Source organism: Mycolicibacterium sp. TUM20985, from assembly GCF_030295745.1.
Lineage (GTDB): Bacteria > Actinomycetota > Actinomycetes > Mycobacteriales > Mycobacteriaceae > Mycobacterium.
The window spans coordinates 4650734-4668386 of sequence record NZ_AP027291.1 but is presented as its reverse complement, the minus strand read 5'-3'; the positions used below and the strand labels follow the sequence as shown (position 1 = coordinate 4668386).

General features: G+C 67.4%; 16 protein-coding genes. 11 read left to right on the top strand and 5 right to left on the bottom strand.

Going from position 1 to position 17653, the window contains the following annotated elements:
- Window positions 1-2 precede the first annotated feature (2 nt).
- Entirely contained in the window at window positions 3-464 is a 462-nt protein-coding gene (locus tag QUE68_RS22860; protein ID WP_284228560.1) for a nuclear transport factor 2 family protein, read from the top strand.
- Here the strand turns inward: QUE68_RS22860 and QUE68_RS22855 are convergent.
- Entirely contained in the window at window positions 461-1153 is a 693-nt protein-coding gene (locus tag QUE68_RS22855; RefSeq protein ID WP_284228559.1) for a DUF899 domain-containing protein, read from the bottom strand. The two genes, QUE68_RS22860 and QUE68_RS22855, sit on opposite strands and share 4 nt — an antisense overlap.
- 713 nt (window positions 1154-1866) lie before the next feature.
- Between QUE68_RS22855 and QUE68_RS22850 the strand changes: the two genes are divergently transcribed.
- Entirely contained in the window at window positions 1867-5160 is a 3294-nt protein-coding gene (locus QUE68_RS22850) for an error-prone DNA polymerase (protein ID WP_284228557.1), read from the top strand.
- Window positions 5161-5356: 196 nt separating this feature from the next.
- The gene (locus QUE68_RS22845) at window positions 5357-5572 is read left to right on the top strand and encodes a hypothetical protein (protein WP_284228556.1); all 216 of its coding nucleotides are present in this window, start codon (window positions 5357-5359) and stop codon (window positions 5570-5572) included.
- 60 nt (window positions 5573-5632) lie between these two features.
- Here the strand turns inward: QUE68_RS22845 and QUE68_RS22840 are convergent, their stop codons facing one another.
- Entirely contained in the window at window positions 5633-6046 is a 414-nt protein-coding gene (locus QUE68_RS22840) for a TIGR03667 family PPOX class F420-dependent oxidoreductase (protein WP_286274516.1), read from the bottom strand.
- Between the two features lie 23 nt (window positions 6047-6069).
- Here QUE68_RS22840 and QUE68_RS22835 point away from each other — a divergent pair, with 23 nt between their 5' ends.
- Complete coding sequence (locus tag QUE68_RS22835; RefSeq protein ID WP_286274515.1) at window positions 6070-6720, top strand: nitroreductase family protein; 651 nt, start codon at window positions 6070-6072, stop codon at window positions 6718-6720.
- An 11-nt stretch (window positions 6721-6731) separates the two neighbouring features.
- On the opposite strand, the gene QUE68_RS22830 is transcribed toward QUE68_RS22835, so the two are convergent.
- Complete coding sequence (locus QUE68_RS22830) at window positions 6732-7196, bottom strand: tRNA (cytidine(34)-2'-O)-methyltransferase (RefSeq protein WP_284235167.1); 465 nt, start codon at window positions 7194-7196, stop codon at window positions 6732-6734.
- Between the two features lie 255 nt (window positions 7197-7451).
- Here QUE68_RS22830 and QUE68_RS22825 point away from each other — a divergent pair, with 255 nt between their 5' ends.
- From QUE68_RS22825 to QUE68_RS22805, 5 genes are all read left to right on the top strand, one after another.
- Complete coding sequence (locus tag QUE68_RS22825; protein ID WP_286274514.1) at window positions 7452-10301, top strand: ATP-binding protein; 2850 nt, start codon at window positions 7452-7454, stop codon at window positions 10299-10301.
- A gap of 7 nt (window positions 10302-10308) precedes the next feature.
- The gene (locus QUE68_RS22820) at window positions 10309-10716 is read left to right on the top strand and encodes a roadblock/LC7 domain-containing protein (RefSeq protein WP_284228551.1); all 408 of its coding nucleotides are present in this window, start codon (window positions 10309-10311) and stop codon (window positions 10714-10716) included.
- A gap of 6 nt (window positions 10717-10722) precedes the next feature.
- Window positions 10723-11112 carry a DUF742 domain-containing protein gene (locus QUE68_RS22815; protein WP_284228550.1) on the top strand — a complete coding sequence of 130 codons (390 nt, stop codon included), beginning with the start codon at window positions 10723-10725 and terminating at the stop codon, window positions 11110-11112.
- A gap of 121 nt (window positions 11113-11233) precedes the next feature.
- A complete protein-coding gene (locus QUE68_RS22810) occupies window positions 11234-11770 on the top strand; it encodes a GTP-binding protein (protein WP_284231247.1) in 537 nt (178 codons plus the stop codon).
- The gene (locus QUE68_RS22805) at window positions 11767-12330 is read left to right on the top strand and encodes a pentapeptide repeat-containing protein (RefSeq protein ID WP_286274513.1); all 564 of its coding nucleotides are present in this window, start codon (window positions 11767-11769) and stop codon (window positions 12328-12330) included. Before QUE68_RS22810 ends, QUE68_RS22805 begins: the two co-directional genes overlap by 4 nt.
- Window positions 12331-12405: 75 nt before the next feature.
- Here QUE68_RS22805 and QUE68_RS22800 read toward each other — a convergent pair whose 3' ends face one another.
- Window positions 12406-15021, bottom strand: a complete 2616-nt coding sequence (locus tag QUE68_RS22800) for an FHA domain-containing protein (protein ID WP_286274512.1) — start codon at window positions 15019-15021, stop codon at window positions 12406-12408.
- A 226-nt stretch (window positions 15022-15247) separates the two neighbouring features.
- On the opposite strand from QUE68_RS22800, the gene QUE68_RS22795 reads away from it, so the two are divergent.
- A complete protein-coding gene (locus QUE68_RS22795; protein WP_284235174.1) occupies window positions 15248-15748 on the top strand; it encodes a hypothetical protein in 501 nt (166 codons plus the stop codon).
- Window positions 15749-15848: 100 nt separating this feature from the next.
- Window positions 15849-16415, top strand: a complete 567-nt coding sequence (locus QUE68_RS22790; RefSeq protein WP_284235175.1) for a hypothetical protein — start codon at window positions 15849-15851, stop codon at window positions 16413-16415.
- 7 nt (window positions 16416-16422) lie between these two features.
- Here QUE68_RS22790 and QUE68_RS22785 read toward each other — a convergent pair whose 3' ends face one another.
- A complete protein-coding gene (locus tag QUE68_RS22785; RefSeq protein ID WP_284228545.1) occupies window positions 16423-17610 on the bottom strand; it encodes an NADH:flavin oxidoreductase in 1188 nt (395 codons plus the stop codon).
- Between the last annotated feature and the right edge of the window lie 43 nt (window positions 17611-17653).

Below are 17653 nucleotides of genomic sequence, written 5' to 3'. Positions count from 1 at the left end.
TCATGACCGACGCCAGACCCCCACTGCCGCCGTTCGACCTCGAGAGCGCACTCTTCAAGGTGCAAGCGGCCGAGGATGCGTGGAACACCTGCGATCCGCACCGGGTGAGCTTGGCCTACACCGAGGATTCGCAGTGGCGCAATCGCGACCACTTCGTCACCGGCCGTGCGGCGATCGTCGACTTCCTGACCGCCAAGTGGGAGCGCGAACTGGACTACGCGCTACGCAAGGGCCTGTGGAGTTTCGACGGGAATCGAATTGCGGTGAGATTCCAGTACGAGTGTCGCGATGCTGGAGGCCAGTGGTATCGCAGTTATGGCAACGAACTCTGGGAGTTCGACGAGAAGGGTCTGATGCGTCGCCGAGAGGCGAGCATCAACGACGTCACGATCGACGAAGGCGACCGGCGCTACTTCGGACCCCGGCCGGAAGACCAACGGGGACAGGATTTTCCGCTGCGCTAAACGCTGCCGTACACCTTGGCGATGTCCGGGGAGTCCAGCCAGCGCGAGTAGGTCGGCGATTGCGGCCAACCGTCGGGGGAGTCCTGCCACTCCTCCTGGCGGCCCCAGGGCAGCAGGTCGATCAACGCGAAGCTGTGGCTGAGCTGTTCGGTGCCGCGGCCGTCGGTGTGCCAGGTGCGGTACACGGTGTCGCCATCTTTCAGGAACACGTTGACGGCGAAACCCGCCCCCGGTGGCGCGCCGACGTCCGCCCCGAACGGGCTGTCGGAAGACGAGTACCACGTCATCCGGTTGCCGACCTTGGCCTTGTAGGCCAGGGCCTCGTCGATGGGGCCGTTGGTGACGATGACGAAGCGGGCGTCGTAGTTCTCCAGGAACTCCAGCCGGGTGAACTGCGAGGTGAAGCCGGTGCAGCCGCCGCACTGCCACTCCGCGCCGTCGGACCACATGTGGTTGTAGACGATCAGCTGGGAGCGGCCGTCGAACACGTCGGCCAGGCGGACGGGACCACCTTCTCCGATGAGGGTGTAGTCGGGCATCTCGACCATCGGCAGGCGTCTGCGCTGCGCGGCGATCGCATCCAGTTCGCGGGTAGCGGCCTTCTCCCGTGCGCGCAGCTCGTCGAGGGCGGCGCGCCAGGTGTCTTGGTCGACGACGGGGGGTGTGGCGGGCCCAGTCCGTGGGGTCACGATGCCTCCTGCAGTGATGTGGTCATCGTAGTGACTAGGGCGTGGCGCGAAAGTCATCGCGGTGTGCGCACGGAATGTCGTGTCCGCCGAGGAGTCGGGCCGATCAAGGGGTTTCGTCGGGGCACCACACGGTGACGTGGGCGGTAGCCCAGTCGCCCGGCGGCTCGTCGGCGAGCGGTGGCGCGTGCACGGCAGTGGTGCGGCATCCCGTCCACGAGGTTCGGGCCCAACCGTTGACCTGGACGTCGTACCCCGCGTCCCGGAGTTCTTCGATGGCTTCGACGGCATGTCGCCGCCAGTCGGGAGCGCCGTAGCCGGGCCGGCCAGTCCGAACGTGGCGGCGATCATCGCCGCCGTGATCACTGCGACGGCGGCGCTGCCGCCCGGTCGGCGCATTTCGGTGAAGGAATGTGAGTTCATGCCTTCAACGTATTGGCCTGAATCCGTTGCGGGAAAGGACTTCATGTCACATTCATAGACACTGTCTGCGATACGCGTGTGAAACGCATTGAAGACCTGCTTATTTCGGGGAGCGCATCGGGAAACGAGTTGACTGGCAGTCTATTTCGTGGTTGTCGGTGCCGGTGAAGTTCACGCTAGTCGCAAGTCGGATTCCCGTCGAAGGGCTCATGTGGGGCGCATAGAAACGAGGGTCGGCGGCGCATTTCGTGAAGGCACGGGCGGATCGAACGCATGTTCGATACACTGTCTGGGTGGGATGGAACGATGGGCCGTCGACGTGGGGCGAGATGGAGCGCATCCTCACCAGCAAGCCCCGTCGCGCTGGGTCCCGCCTGCCCGAACCCACCGGCGACGGGGGTGACAGCCCCGCCTGGTCGCGCAAGCGCGGCAGCTACGAGCGGCCCGACGGCCACGCGCGCAGCGGTTCGTCGGTGCCCTACGCCGAACTGCACGCGCACTCGGCCTACAGCTTCCTCGACGGGGCGAGCACGCCGGAGGAGCTCGTCGAGGAGGCCGCCCGGCTGAACCTGCGGGCCATCGCACTGACCGATCACGATGGCTTGTACGGAGTCGTCCGCTTCGCCGAGGCGGCCAGGGAGCTTGACGTGCAGACGGTGTTCGGTGCCGAGCTCTCGCTTGGCAACGTCGCGCGCACCGAGGTGCCCGACCCGCCGGGGCCGCATCTGCTAGTGCTGGCTCGCGGGCCCGAGGGGTATCGGCGGTTGTCCCGCGAGATCGCCAAGGCCCACCTGGCGGGCGGGGAGAAGGGCAAGCCGCGCTACGACTTCGATGCATTGACCGAGGCCGCCGGTGGGCACTGGCAGATCCTCACGGGATGCCGCAAAGGTCATGTGCGCCAAGCCCTGTCGACAGGGGGTCCTGCGGCGGCCGAGTCGGCGCTCGCCGATCTGGTCGACCGGTTCGGTGCCGGCCGGGTGAGCGTCGAGCTCACCCGCCACGGGCATCCCCTCGACGACGAGCGCAACGCCGAGCTGGCGGCCTTGGCGGCCCGGTTCGGCCTTGGCGTGGTCGCCACCACCGCGGCGCACTTCGCCGAACCGGCCCGCGGCAGGCTGGCCATGGCGATGGGGGCCATCCGAGCCCGCAACTCGATGGACGAAGCAGCCGGTTGGCTTGCGCCGCTGGGGGGTTCGCATCTGCGGTCGGGTCAGGAGATGGCGCAGCTGTTCGCTCACCATCCCGATGCGGTGACCGCCGCAGCCGAGCTCGGTGAGCAGTGCGCATTCGGGTTGGCGCTCATCGCCCCCAAGCTGCCGCCGTTCCGCGTGCCCGAGGGGCATACCGAGGACAGCTGGCTGCGACACCTCGTGATGACCGGCGCCCGCAACAGGTACGGACCGCCGGAACGCGCACCGCTTGCCTATGGGCAGATCGAGCACGAGCTGAGTGTCATCGCCCAACTCGACTTTCCGGGTTACTTCCTGGTGGTGCACGACATCACCCGGTTCTGCAAGGAGAACGACATCCTCTGCCAGGGAAGGGGATCAGCGGCCAACTCGGCGGTCTGCTACGCGCTGGGCGTCACCAATGTCGACCCGGTCGCCAACGAGCTGTTGTTCGAGCGTTTCTTGTCCCCGGCGCGCGACGGACCGCCGGACATCGACATCGACATCGAATCGGACCTGCGCGAGAAGGCGATTCAGTACGTGTACGAGCGTTACGGCCGCGACTACGCCGCGCAGGTCGCCAACGTCATCACCTATCGCGGTCGCAGCGCGGTCCGCGACATGGCCAGGGCGCTGGGATTCTCTCAGGGGCAGCAGGACGCCTGGAGCAAGCAGATCAGCAAGTGGAACGGACTTGCCGACTCACCTGACGTCGAGGACGTACCCGAGCAGGTGATCGATTTGGCGTTGCAGATCAAGGACCTGCCGCGGCACATGGGCATCCACTCCGGCGGCATGGTGATCTGCGACCGGCCGATCGCCGACGTGTGTCCGGTGGAGTGGGCGCGCATGGAGAACCGCAGCGTGCTGCAGTGGGACAAGGATGATTGTGCAGCAATAGGTTTGGTGAAGTTCGATCTGCTCGGCCTCGGCATGCTCTCGGCGCTGCACTACGCCATCGACCTGACCGCCGAGCACAAGGGCATCGAGGTCGACCTGTCCAAGCTGGACCTGTCCGAGGCCGCCGTGTACGAAATGCTGCAGCGCGCCGACTCCGTCGGGGTGTTCCAGGTGGAGTCCCGCGCGCAGATGGCCACGCTGCCCCGGTTGAAGCCGCGCGTGTTCTACGACTTGGTGGTCGAAGTCGCATTGATTCGACCGGGTCCCATTCAAGGCGGTTCGGTGCACCCGTACATCCGGCGCCGCAACGGCGAGGAGGCGGTGACCTACGACCACCCGTCGATGGAGCAGGCACTGCGGAAGACGTTGGGCATCCCGCTCTTTCAAGAACAGCTCATGCAGTTGGCCGTCGACTGCGCGGGTTTCTCCGCGGGAGAGGCCGACCAGTTGCGTCGGGCGATGGGGTCCAAGCGCTCGACGGAGAAGATGAAGCGGCTGCGCGGCCGCTTCTATGACGGCATGCGGGAGCGACACGGGGTGACGGGTGAGGTCGCCGACCGGATCTACGAGAAGTTGGAGGCCTTCGCCAACTTCGGCTTCCCCGAGAGTCATTCGCTGTCGTTCGCCTCGCTGGTGTTCTACTCGTCGTGGTTCAAGCTGCACCACCCCGCGGTGTTCTGCGCAGCGCTGCTGCGGGCGCAGCCCATGGGCTTCTACTCACCGCAGTCGCTGGTCGCCGACGCCCGCAGGCACGGTGTGCTGGTGCACGGTCCCGACGTGAACGCCAGTCTGGCGCACGCGACGTTGGAGGACCGTGGCCTCGAGGTCAGGTTGGGGCTCGGCGCGGTACGGCACGTCGGTGCCGAGTTGGCCGAGCGGATCGTCGAGGAGCGGGCCAACGGTGCCTTCACGTCGCTCGTCGATCTGGCGGGCCGAGTACAGCTTTCGGTGCCGCAGACCGAGGCGCTGGCCACCGCCGGGGCGCTCGGCTGCTTCGGCATCACCCGTCGGGAGGGGTTGTGGGCGGCGGGGGCGGCAGCCTCCGAACGTCCGGACCGGTTGCCCGGCGTGGGGTCCTCGTCGCACGTCCCCTCGCTACCCGGCATGACCGAACTGGAGCTGGCGGCCGCCGACGTCTGGGCCACCGGCGTGTCACCGGACAGCCATCCCGTCCAGTTCCTGCGGGGCCAGCTGGACGAATTGGGCGTCATCCCCGCCAATCGGCTGTTGTCGGTACCGGACGGGACGCGGGTGCTCGTCGCCGGTGCGGTGACTCACCGGCAGCGGCCGGCGACGGCCCAGGGGGTGACGTTCCTCAACCTCGAGGACGAGACGGGCATGGTCAACGTGATGTGCTCGCGGGGAGTGTGGGCCCGGCACCGCAGGCTGGCGCAGACGGCGACGGCGTTGGTGATCCGGGGCATCGTGCAGAACGCGACGGGCGCGGTCACCGTGGCGGCCGACCGGTTGGGCCCCATCGACCTGCGGGTGCGGTCGAAGTCGCGCGACTTCCAATAGCGCCACGGCGCCGAGTGTGCGGCTCGTCAACGCCTTCACTCGCTGTTCGCATCCACGACCCACACACTCGCCGTCCCCCATTCGGTGGACGCGGCGTTCACCCGGCCCATCCACCGGTCACCCGACATACTTCGGGCCCGCGACGGGAGATAGTTGTCCCAACGCCGAAAACGGCACTTAGACAAAAGGAGTCGACATGAACACCATCGCCCGCAGCCTCATCGCCGCCACCATCCTCGGCGCTGCCGCACTCGGCCTGGCCGGCACCGCCGGCGCGGTCACCAACACCGAGCCCACCGGCCCCGGCTACGCCTACAGCCCCGGCACCTACGCCACGCCAGCCCCCACGGCCAAGCCCGGCTGGCACGACAACCACGGCCCCGCCTACATCGCCCACCTCAACGGCAAGTAGGCCCCAGAACCCACCAGGCCTTCCCCAAACCAATCCCCGGGGGAGGGCCTGGTGTTCTATTCAGCCCTCGGTCGGGGTGGTCCACACCTTGTCGATGCTGATGCGGAGGCGGGTGCTGAAGTTGGCCATCGAGTCGGTCAAGCCGAACCGGTCGGCAAGTGCGCCGTACTTGGCCCAGTACGGCGCGTCGTCACGGCAATCGACACCCTCGGCGTCGATGGTCGCCTCGCCACCGATGACGACGATTCCGCCGCCACTGCCATCGGAATCGGTGTTCAGACTGACCTGCGGATGACGCGTGACGTGCCCGACCTTCGCCGCGCTAGGCGACGAGTAGACGTAGAGCGCCACGCCGTCGAAGAAGAACCAGACGAGTTTCGGCACGGGCTGGCCAGACTTCGCCACCGTCGTGAGCCAGCCGTACTGGTCGGACGTCAGACGCTCGGTGACCTCTGGCGTCAGCTCTGCAGTCATGGAGGCGAATGTAGTCTCCGAACATGACATCCGAGACGCTCGACCTCACCGTCGATGAACTTCTGACGACCACCCGCTCGGTCCGCAAACGCCTCGACTTGGAGAAGCCCGTGCCCCGCGAGGTGGTGATGGAGTGCCTCGAATTGGCGTTGCAGGCGCCGACGGGTTCCAATGCGCAAGGCTGGCAGTTCGTCTTCGTCGACGACCCCGAGAAGAAGAAGGCGATCGCGGACATCTACCGCACCGCGGCGACGCCGTACCTGGAGGCCGAGAAGCCGACGTTCGGTGACAGCCGCGACGAGCGCACGCCGTTGGTCGTCGACTCGGCGAAGTACTTGAACGACCACTTGCACGAGGTTCCCGTCATGATGATCCCGTGCCTCGAGGGCCGTCCGGACGGTGCGCCCGCCGGGATGAGCGCGTCGTACTGGGGATCACTGCTGCCCGCCGCGTGGAGTTTCATGCTGGCGCTGCGGTCGCGTGGGCTCGGGTCGGCGTGGACGACGCTGCATCTGCTCGGCGAGGGGGAGAAGCAGGCAGCCGAGATCCTCGGCATCCCGTTCGACAAGTACGCCCAGGGTGGCTTGTTTCCCATCGCCTACACGAAGGGCACCGACTTCAGGAAGGCCAAGCGTCTGCCCGCCGAGCAGCTCAGTCACTGGAACACCTGGTAGAGAACGGGGCGTCAGACCGCGCCGGCGAACCCCTGCTGGCGCCACGCCTCGTAGACCACCACCGCGGCGGCGTTGGACAGGTTCAGCGAGCGGCGGCCCGCCAGCATGGGGATCCGCACCCGCTTGGTGACGTGCGGGTCGGCCAGCGTGTCGGCGTCCAACCCGGTGGGCTCCGGCCCGAAGAGCAAGACGTCACCCGGGGTGAAGGCGATGTCCCCGAACGACGATTCGGCGTGGGCGGTGAAGGCGAACACCCGCGCGGGCATCACGGCGTTCCACGCCGACGGCAGGTCCGCGTGCACCGTCACCGACGCGAGGTCGTGGTAGTCCAGGCCGGCGCGGCGCAGCTTCGGCTCCGAGAGGTCGAATCCGAGGGGCTCGACCAGATGCAATTCGCATCCCGTTGCAGCCACCATCCTGATCGCATTGCCGGTGTTCGGTGCAATGCGCGGTGAGTTGAACATGACCCGGAACATTCGACGATGATCTCAGTAGTGCAACGACATTTGCTCGTATAACACACGGGTCCGCAACGGCGAGGTCACGAACTCTGTCTGTTCAGTAAGAATTGTGGAAACGCTCGATGATCGCTGTCATACTCGAAAAATTGCCGGGCGCACTGGGTCTTCCGGTGCCTGCCGATATGTAGGCGTACTGCTGCAGGAAGCCCTTATGAACGACGTGCGATCACCGAAATGCCGACGTCTGGCCGGTTCTACCGTCGGCGCGCGATGACGGCGTTCGACGTGCCCGCGCCCGCCGATGCGACCCCCGAATTGCCGGGTAATGCACGACGGCGACCGAGGCGTCCGTCGCGATGGTCGCTAGCGAATTGGCCCGTTCGTTGGAAAGTGTTCGCGATAGTTCTGGTGCCGTTGCTATTGGCGGGCGCATTCGGTGGTTTGCGCGTCGCCTCGGGTTGGTCCGATGCCGGTGACCTACGCCTGACGGCCGACCGTGCCGACATGGTGCCCTCCGTCGAGAGGTACATGGCCGCCCTGGACGCCGCGATGTTGGCGAATTCCGCCGGTGGCGACGCGCAGGCGTCCCTCAGTGCATTCGACACGAGCAAGCAGAATCTGCGGCGCCAACTCGCCGGTACGGACGTCGTTCCGGACGTCCGAACGGGTGTCACCAGCCTGCTCGACGGTGGCCAGACACTGCTCGACCAGGTCACCGCGAACGGCGTCGACCTTCGGGGCCGCATCACCGCCTATGCGCCCATCCTGTTGACCGCCGAGGACGTCGTCAATGGCTCGGTGCGCGTCGACGACGAGAAGATCCGCACCGGGACGCAGGGCCTCAGCCGCGCGATCGGTGCCCGCGGCCAGATGATGATGCAGCAGCTGCTGGTGAACCTCGGCGGCGACCTTCCCGAGCCGGAGCTGCGCACGTCGATGATCACGCTGGCGGGTACCGAACCGTCGACGCTGTTCGGCATGTCTCAGGTGCTCGGCGTCGGCTCGCCGGACGCGCAGAGGCTGCAGGCAGAGATGGTCAAGCGGATGGCCCTGATATCGGACCTGGCCGTCGTCCTGGTCGGCAACCCGGAGCTGAGCCAGTCACTGCAAGCCACCAACGAGGTCGCCACCAAGGTCATCGACTCCGCGACGGCGTCGGTGACGTCGGCCGTGCAGGACCAGGCCGCGGTGAAGCGCCAGCAGGCCATTCGCGATTCCGCGATCGTGGGGGCCGCGATGCTGTTGGCGTTCATCGTCGTGCTGTTCGTGGCCCGGTCGTTGGTCAGGCCGCTGCGGACGCTGCGCGACGGTGCCCTCAAGGTCGCGCACGAGGACCTCGCACTGGAGCTGGAGCGGGTGCGCAACGGCGGTCAGCCCGGTGTGGTCGAGCCGCTGCCCGTGCACAGCACCGACGAGATCGGTCAGGTCGCGCATGCCGTCGACGAACTGCACGAACAGGCCGTGCTCCTGGCTGGTGAACAATCCCGGCTACAGCTGCAGGTCGGCGACATGTTCGAGACGTTGTCGCGGCGCAGCCGTTCGCTCGTCGACCAGCAGCTGGGACTCATCGACCGACTCGAGCGCGACGAGCAGGACCCCGAGCGGCTGGAGAATCTCTTCAAGCTCGACCACCTGGCCGCCCGCATGCGCCGCAACGGGGCCAACCTGCTGGTGCTGGCCGGTTCCAAGGTGCCGCGCGAGCAGGACGAACCGGTACCCGTCGTCGCCCTGATCAACGCCGCGGCCTCGGAGGTCGAGGACTACACCAGGGTCGTCACCGCGATCGTTCCGGAGAGCGAGGTGGCCGGTGTCGTCGCGGGCGACGTCGTTCACTTGTTGGCCGAACTCCTGGACAACGCACTGCGCTATTCACCTCCGAGCGCCGAGGTGCGCGTGTCGGCGGTGCACACCGGCAACGGTGGGCTGGTCATCGAGGTCAGTGACAGTGGGCTCGGCATGACGGACGCCGATCTCCGCGTCGCCAACACGCGGCTGCAGTCCGGCGGCGAGGTCGATCCCTTCACCGCCCGCCACATGGGCCTCTTCGTCGTGGGCAGGTTGGCCGCCCAGCACGGTCTGGTCGTCCGGTTGCGCAGTACCGTTGTGGCGCAACCCGATTCAGGAACCACCGCGGGAGTGTTCATCCCGGCCGAGCTGCTTCTCCATGGCCCCGGTGGGCCTGAATCCGACGACTACGTCTCCGACTACGGCGTCACCGCCTACGGCGAGCACCTCGACTACGCCGGGCCCACCGATGCCGACACCGATGCCACTCCGATCTACGCACTGGATGCCGACCACTCCGATCAGAATGACGCCGACGACGTCGTGGCCGAGCCGGAGTATCGGAACGGCCATGCCGACATCCCCGTTCTGCTTTTGCCGCAACGCAATCCGGGAGCCAGCGGCATCTCGGACATTCCGTCGGCGCCGATCGAGCCGGTGGAAGTCGAGCCGCTGGAACCCGTCGAGTCGGAGTGGCCGGAGGAGGAGCACCCGGTCGCCGAGGAGCAGCCACACTGGCACCTGCCCACCGAACCCTCCGAACGCCCCGTCCCGACGGACACCTCGTCGTTCTTCGCCGCGAAGGCGCAGGCCGCGACACCGGCGACCAATGGCGCGACCGGCGTCAACGGCGTCAACGGATCAGACGCCGCCGAAGCCGCCGATCCCGAGCCGGTGGCCAAGCCGGCCGGCGGTTCGATCTTCGACTCGATGCTCTCGGAGTGGCTGATCGACGATCCGTTCAAGCTGGCCGAGAGCACTGATCTGGACTGGCAGACGGTCTGGGATCACGGGTGGTCCGCCGCCGCGGCCGCCGAGCAGGCTCCCGTCGAGGAGCGCACCGAAGAGGGCTTGCCGATGCGTCAGCCGGGCGCCCGTCTGGTGCCCGGAGCGGCGAGCAATGGCGACAACGGTGACGGTGAGCGCAACGGTGGCACCAACGGCGGGACGGAGCCGGCCGACGAACAACCCGCGGCGAGAGCGACGCTCGAGGCGACGCAGGTGACCATCCGGCGGGACCCCGAAGCCGTGCGGAGCAGCATGGCCAGCCACTTCGGCGGCGTGCACGCGGGACGTGCGCGCGTCCGTGACACGAGCTCGACAGACGAGGACTGAACGACGAATGACCCGTCCCGCCCCGCGTGACTCGCTCGACTGGCTGGTGTCCAAGTTCGCCACCGAGGTCGCCGGCGTATCGCACGCAATCCTGGTGTCTGCCGACGGTCTTCTGATGGCTTCCAGCGAGCACATGCCCGTCGAGCGGGCCGACCAACTAGCCGCGGTGGCGTCGGGGTTGGCCAGCCTGTCGACGGGCGCCGCGCAACTCTTCGACGGCGGTTACGTGTTGCAGTCGGTCGTCGAGATGGAGAACGGCTACCTGCTGCTAATGCGGGTGGGCGACGGGTCGAATCTCGCGACGTTGGCCACCAGGTCGTGTGACATCGGGCAGATCGGATACGAGATGGCGATTCTGGTGGAACGGGTCGGCACGGTCATTCAGTCGGCGCGCCGCACGGCTCAGCGCCAGTGAGCGACCATGGACTTTCTGCCGCACGACGTCTGGGAGCCCAGCGAACCGCTCGATGAAGTCAGCCTCGTTCGGCCGTACACGCTGACGGCCGGTCGCACCGAGTCGCGCGTGTACCTTCCGTTGGAAGCGCCGATCCGGTCGTTGAGGTCCGCCCCACCGCCCGGATGGCCGGGGAGCGACATGCGTGCCCGGATCTTGAGGCTCGGCCGGGAGCGTCCCTCAGTCGCGGAGATCGCGGCTCGACTGGCCTTGCCGCTCGGTGTTGCGCGTGTGCTGATCGGCGATCTGGTGGCTGAGGGTTATCTTCGAGTGGAAGCCACTTTGGGCGAGTCGGCCAACGCCGACGAACGGCGGGAACTGATAGGAAGGACACTGCGTGGCCTACGGGCACTCTGAGCCGGAGCGCAAGCGCTCATCCGACGCAGGGTCTTCGCGCAAGCGCTCATCCGACGCAGGGTCTTCGCGCAAGCGCTCATCCGACGCAGGGTCTTCGCGCAAGCGCTCATCCGCCACCAAGATCGTCGTCTCCGGTGGCTTCGGCGCCGGCAAGACGACGTTCGTCGGCGCCGTATCGGAGATCATGCCCCTGCGCACCGAGGCCATCGTGACCAACGCGTCGCGCGGCGTCGACGGCATTGATGCCACGCCGATGAAGAACACCACGACGGTCGCGATGGACTTCGGCCGCATCACTCTCGCCGACGACCTGGTGCTGTACCTGTTCGGAACCCCGGGTCAGCGCCGGTTCTGGTTCATGTGGGACGACCTGGTCCGCGGTGCGATCGGCGCGATCATCCTCGTCGACGTGCGCAGGCTGGAGGACAGCTTCGCTGCGGTCGACTTCTTCGAAGCCCGTCGGCTGCCGTTCCTGATCGCGGTCAACGAGTTCGATCACGGCCCGAAGTACGCGCCCGACGCGGTGCGCAAGGCGTTGGCGTTGCGGGAGCACATCCCGGTGGTGAATGTCGATGCGCGCGACCGGCAATCGGCGCGGGCGGCCTTGATCGCCATCGCCGAGTACGCGCTGATGAACCTGAGCTCACTGCCCGGGTGACCGAATTCGACCAAGAGTGGATCGATCGTGAGTTCACCGGTGTGGACTTCCGCGACGACGACCTGAGCCGTCTGCGCACCGAGCGGGTCGTCTTCACCGATTGCGACTTCAGCGGTGTCGACATGACGGAGTCCGAGCATCTCGGCTCGGCCTTCCGCAACTGCACCTTTCGCCGAACATCGTTGATGCACACCGTGTTTCGGCATTGCAGCTTGTTGGGGTCGGTCTTCACCGAGTGCAGGCTGCGGCCGGTGACGATGGTCGAGGTGGATCTGACGCTCGCGGTGCTCGCCGGCTGCGATCTCCGCGGTATCGACCTCTCGGATTGCCGGGTGCGTGAAGCCAGTCTCGTCGGGGCGGATCTGCGCAAGGCGGTGCTGCGTCGCGCCGATCTACGAGGCGCGCGGACGCAGAACGTCCGCCTCGACGAAGCCGATCTGCGGGGTGCTCTGACCGACCCGACCTTCTGGACCACGGCATCGGTCCGAGGCGCGAAGATCGACATCAATCAGGCGCTCGGCTACGCGGCGGCGCACGGGTTGGACGTCCACGGCGAGTAGCGCCGACTGTGCGACGCCATCCGCCTCGCGCGGCGTGTCGCGTACGAAATCGCACACTCGGCCCGGGGGAGAGCCCTAGCCGCCCTTGAGCCGAATCTTGAAGCGTACGAAGCTCAGGTAGCCGACGCAGATCGCCCCCTGCATGCCTATGTTGAACCACCACGCGGCGGCGGTGTGCTTCCAATGCGAGTCCTGCGGCGTCAGCGGGCCCGGTACGAGCCGGAGTAGATCGATCGTCGATGCCGTCGAGGCGAAACCCCACCGAGCCGGTGTCACCCACGACATCTGGTCGAGCACGATGCGACCGGTCACGGGGATCATGCCGCCCTGGAAGACCAGCTGGCTCATGATCGCGATCACCAGCAGTGGCATGATCTGCTCGCTGGTCTTGGCCAGGGCCGACAGGGCCAAGCCGACCATCGCCGCGCCGACGCAACACGCCGCGACGTCGACGTACAACTCGAGCGAGCGATTGGGTATCACCGCGCCGCTGGTGACGGCTCCAGCACCCCAACCCTTGCCGATGATGTTGATGGCGACGACGACTGCGGACTGCAAGAGCGCGAAGCCGGCGAAGACGAACACCTTCGCGAACATGTATGCGGTCGTGGACAATCCGACCGCCTGCTCCCGCAGGAAGATCGCCCGCTCGCCGATGAGCGCCCTGATCGTCAGCGCGGTGCCCATGAAGATGGCACCGACGTTGAGCAACACCAGAATCTGTCCCGGTTCGTTCGGCGCTGCGCCGCCCTCGAGAGCGGTCTTCGGTACGCCGAAGCCGACGGTGCCCGGCACCGACAGTGACAGCGCACCCATGATGAACGGCAGGAACGCCAGGAAGAGGAAGTACCCGCGATCCGAGACGATCAGCCGCATCTGGCGGCGGGCGATGGTCGAGAACTGTTTGGGCACGCTGGTGCGCGTCGGCGAGCCGAGGTCGGCGGGTTGCTGCGTGGCCGGTGGCGGCGGCGGCGGACCGTGGCGTTCGAGGTAGTGCCGCTTGGCACCATCCGGGTCGTTGGCGACCGAGCTGAAGATGTCCGCCCAGTTGGTGGTTCCGAGTTCGGCCCCGATCTGACCTGGCGTGCCGCAGAACGCGGTCTTCCCGCCGGGCGCCAGCAGCAGCACCTGATCGCAGACGTCGAGATAGGTCAACGAGTGCGTCACGACCAGCACGACGCGGCCGGCGTCGGCGAGCTGGCGCAGCATCGTCATCACCTGGCGGTCCAGCGCGGGATCGAGTCCTGACGTCGGCTCGTCGAGGATGAGCAGCGACGGCCCGGTCAACAGCTCGAGTGCGACGGAGGCACGTTTGCGTTGACCGCCGGAGAGCTTGTCGACGCGCGTGTCGAGATGCTTCGTCATCTCGAGCTCTTCGAGCACCTCGTTGACGACCTGTTCGCGATCGGCCTTGTTCGTGTCGGGCGGCAGCCGGAGTTCGGCGGCGTACATCAGGGCCTGCCGCACGGTGAGCTCGCCGTGCACGACGTCGTCCTGCGGCACCATTCCGATTCGGGAGCGGAGCGAGGCGTAATCGGCGTGGACGTCGTGGCCCTCGAAGGCCACCTGGCCCGTCGTGGGGTGGGTGTAGCCCGCGACGAGGCGGGCGAACGTGGACTTGCCGGCGCCGGACGGCCCGATCACGGCGGTCAACGTGCCGGGACGGGCGGTCAACGAGATGTTGTCCAACAGCGTCTTGTTGCCCTCGATGGTCCAGGTGACGCCGTACACGTCCAGGCCGCCGGTGCGGGTGGCGACGTCGCTTTCGTTGCGACGCGCCAACGTGCCGCCGGCGAAGACCAGGTCGATGTTGCCGATCGTGACCACGTCGCCGTCGTGCAACGTCGCGGTGTCGACCCGCTGGCCGTTGACGAACGTGCCGTTGATGCTGCGGTTGTCGACGATCTGCGTGCCGCCGGCGCCTGGCACCAGGGTCGCGTGGTGGCGTGAGGCGAGTACGTCGGGGATGACGATGTCGTTGTCGGTGGCGCGGCCGATCTTGATTCCGCCGGCGGGCACGTCGGGCGTCCTGCCGGGGCGCAGGATCTTGAGCATGCTGGTCGCGAGGTTGCCCTCGGGGGCGCGGGGCGCGGCGGCCGGACCCATCTGCGTGGCGGCCGGGCCGCTGCTGGTGATCGGCGGCGGTGGTGACGACGGCTGCGGCGTGCTCGGCGGGCGATATCCCTGCGGTCCCGACGGGTACATGGGCTGCGGCCGGGAGGACGGCGGCTGTGCCTGCGGGTAACTCGGCTGGGTCCGCGGCGGGGGCGGCTGCGTACGCGGGTACCCCGTGGACGACGGTGTCTGGCTGGGCCAGGACGTGCTGGGTCGCTGGGCGATCGGGACCTGAGCGGTCTGCGGCGGCGTGCCCGCCGAACCGTGGTGGCGACCCACTTCGAAGGTGAGCCGCGGGCCGTCCGGGTTGCCGATGTTGACGTCCATGCCGTCGGCGACGTCGGCCGTCGGGACGCGTCGGCCGTTCACGTAGAGACCGTTGAGGCTGCCGTTGTCGATGGCCACCCAGCGACCCTGGTCGAAGCGGAGCAGTAGGTGCGCCCGCGAGATCAAGGGGTGGGCCACACGAACGTCGGCCCGCAGGTCGCGTCCGACGACGACGTCGTTGCCTGGCGAGAAGGTGCGGGGCGATCCGTCGTACCGAACGGTCAGCGCGGGGGGTGCGGGTCGCGTCATCGGGGCCAACTCTATCGGTATCGGTGCCCCGCGTGAGGGAGGTCCCGGGCCGTCCCCGTCGCGACCATGATTCGTTGTTGCGCGGCAAACGCGACCCGCACTCGGGTGCCGCTGACTTGGACGTTGCGAGGTGGTGCGGTTCGACGAAGTCTCGGCCAGGTGACGATTCGACATGGCTACGGCCCGTCTGCTAGGCACTCGCCAGTTTTCGTGGTGTTCTTGGAGCATGTCGGCGAAGGCGGTGTCACGCGAGAAGGTCCGCAGCCGCGTCCGCGGCGCCTTTGCCATCCTGCTTCTGATCGGTGCGACCGGCTCCGCAGTGGCTACGACAGGGGATTTGCCCAATGCTGCGGCCGCGCCGCCGACTCTGCTCACCGATAGTCGGGGCTTCCTCGATTCACCGGCCAGGTGCGCCCCGAACCAGACCGCCGTCGCCGTGGGCCGGACGGCGCTCTCCCTGGTCGCCATCTGCACCGACGGGCACGGCCACCACGAGTACCGTGGCATCCGCCTGAGTGACCGGGCGGTTCTGGTCCTGCCCGCGAAGTCCCTGGCCAACGGATGTTTCGGAGCGCGGACCGACGTGGTCTATTACACGGTCTCTCACCGCAAGCTGCTCTTGACGGCAGGTCTGCGGGTGCTGCGCGACGAGACGATGGTCGAGTACAAGGACTACCGCGTGGCCGTCACGGAGGCGCCCCTGGTGAAGCAGGCGGGCACGCGATAGTTCGGCCGAATCCGCGACTCACGTTCGGCGTACACCCTCAACGTTCCTTGGTGATGCGACGATGTGAAGGGTGAAGCAGGCGAAGCGCGGGGATGCAGTCGTGACACACCGATGGTGGCACGTGCGAGGGTTCGCCGCCGCGGGGTTCGCGGCTGTCGCCTGCGCCGTCGTCGCCACCCCGTCGGTCGGTCCGCCGTCGGCCACCGCGGCGCCGCCACCCAATGATGAGCGCGGCTTCGTCGACTCCACCGCTCGGTGCGCCGCGCCGAGCAAGGCGATCGGATACGGCTATACCGCGAATTCGCGGGTCGCGATCTGCAAGGACGACGCCACCGGCCAGTACCAGTACCGGGGTGTGCGGGTCAGCGACGGCGCGCGGCTCATCCTCGCGGCCCGGTTGACCGATGGTGGCTACGTCGCCGAGAACGACGGGATCACCTATACCGTGACGTCGACCGCGCTGACCATCTCGTCGGGCAGCCAACAGATTCGCCGCGAGCCGATGATCGAGTTCGCCGGATCCGCTCCGAGCGGCACGTCATCGACGTCGACCTCGACCACGTCATCGCCGACCACTGGGTCGACGCAGTCGAGTGCCATACCCGAGACGGTCACGCCGACGACGCCCCTTCCGCCACCGCTGCCCGCCGAGGCCGGTCACAGCTGAGCGGGAACTAACCCGGGGAACCCGTCACCACGCAGTGGGTGTGGCTGTAGATGGTGGCCATGCACTTGTTGCAGTGCGTGCAGAGTGACCGCACGGCGTGCTCGGCGTCCTCGTTCCTGATGCGGTCGATCAAATCGGGTTCGGCCAGCAGCGCCCGGCCCATCGCCACGAAGTCGAAGCCCTCCGCCATGGCGAGGTCCATGGTCTCGCGATTGGTGATGCCGCCCAACAGGATCAGCGGCATCGTCAGCTCCGCGCGGAACTGCTTGGCCTGGTCCAACAGGTAGGCCTCGCGGTAGGGGTACTCGCGCAGGAACTTCTTGCCGGTCATCCGGATGCCCCAGCGAAGCGGCGGCTTGAACGCGCCCGCGAACTCCTTGATGGGCGCGTCCCCCCGAAACAGATACAGCGGGTTGAGCAGTGAACTGCCCGCGGTCAATTCGAGGGCGTCGAGGCCGCCGTCCTCCTCCAACCACTTGGCAGTCTGCAGGGACTCCTCGACCGAGATGCCGCCTCGGACGCCGTCGGACATGTTGAGCTTCGCCGTCACCGCGATCCGGCCGCCCACCGCCTGGCGGACGGCCCGCACCACGCCGCGGGCCACCTTGGCGCGGTTCTCCAGCGAGCCGCCGAACCCGTCCGTGCGGCGATTGATGAGTGGGCTGAGAAATGAACTGGCGAAGTAGTTGTGGCCTAGATGCACCTCGACGGCGTCGAACCCGGACTCGATGGCCAGGCGGGCGGCGTTGGCGTGGGCCGCGGTGATGTCGTCGATGTCTGACTCGGAGGCGCGCTTGGCGAACCGCATCGACAGTGGATTGAAGAACCGCACCGGCGCGTAGGCCGTCGCCTTGTTCGTCCGACTGTTGGCGACCGGTCCCGCATGTCCGATCTGGGCGCTGATCGCCGCCCCCTCGGCGTGGATCGTGTCGGTCAGTCGACGCAGACCGGGCACGGCCTCCGGACGCATCCAGAGTTGCCAGCCATCCGTACGCCCGCCGGGAGACACCGCACAGTAGGCGACGGTCGTCATCCCGATTCCGCCGGCGGCAGGGAGCCGGTGATAGGTGATCAGGTCGTCGGTGACCAGGGCATCGGGGGTCGACGCTTCGAAAGTCGCCGCCTTGATGACGCGGTTGCGCAGGGTCACCGGGCCGAGCTTGGCCGGACTGAACACATCGGGAGTGTTGTTCATTGCCGCAGCCCAACACGCGGGCGGGCATGGTGTCAATGCGGGT

Bases quoted from the DNA above. Each gene is read 5' to 3' on its own strand.
- QUE68_RS22825 (WP_286274514.1), top strand. From the start codon at position 7,452: ATGACGGCGTTCGACGTGCCCGCGCCCGCCGATGCGACCCCCGAATTG.
- QUE68_RS22820 (WP_284228551.1), top strand. From the start codon at position 10,309: ATGACCCGTCCCGCCCCGCGTGACTCGCTCGACTGGCTGGTGTCCAAG.
- QUE68_RS22815 (WP_284228550.1), top strand. From the start codon at position 10,723: ATGGACTTTCTGCCGCACGACGTCTGGGAGCCCAGCGAACCGCTCGAT.
- QUE68_RS22840 (WP_286274516.1), bottom strand. From the start codon at position 6,046: ATGACTGCAGAGCTGACGCCAGAGGTCACCGAGCGTCTGACGTCCGAC.
- QUE68_RS22860 (WP_284228560.1), top strand. From the start codon at position 3: ATGACCGACGCCAGACCCCCACTGCCGCCGTTCGACCTCGAGAGCGCA.
- QUE68_RS22800 (WP_286274512.1), bottom strand. From the start codon at position 15,021: ATGACGCGACCCGCACCCCCCGCGCTGACCGTTCGGTACGACGGATCG.
- QUE68_RS22835 (WP_286274515.1), top strand. From the start codon at position 6,070: ATGACATCCGAGACGCTCGACCTCACCGTCGATGAACTTCTGACGACC.
- QUE68_RS22795 (WP_284235174.1), top strand. From the start codon at position 15,248: ATGTCGGCGAAGGCGGTGTCACGCGAGAAGGTCCGCAGCCGCGTCCGC.
- QUE68_RS22830 (WP_284235167.1), bottom strand. From the start codon at position 7,196: ATGTTCCGGGTCATGTTCAACTCACCGCGCATTGCACCGAACACCGGC.
- QUE68_RS22785 (WP_284228545.1), bottom strand. From the start codon at position 17,610: ATGAACAACACTCCCGATGTGTTCAGTCCGGCCAAGCTCGGCCCGGTG.
- QUE68_RS22845 (WP_284228556.1), top strand. From the start codon at position 5,357: ATGAACACCATCGCCCGCAGCCTCATCGCCGCCACCATCCTCGGCGCT.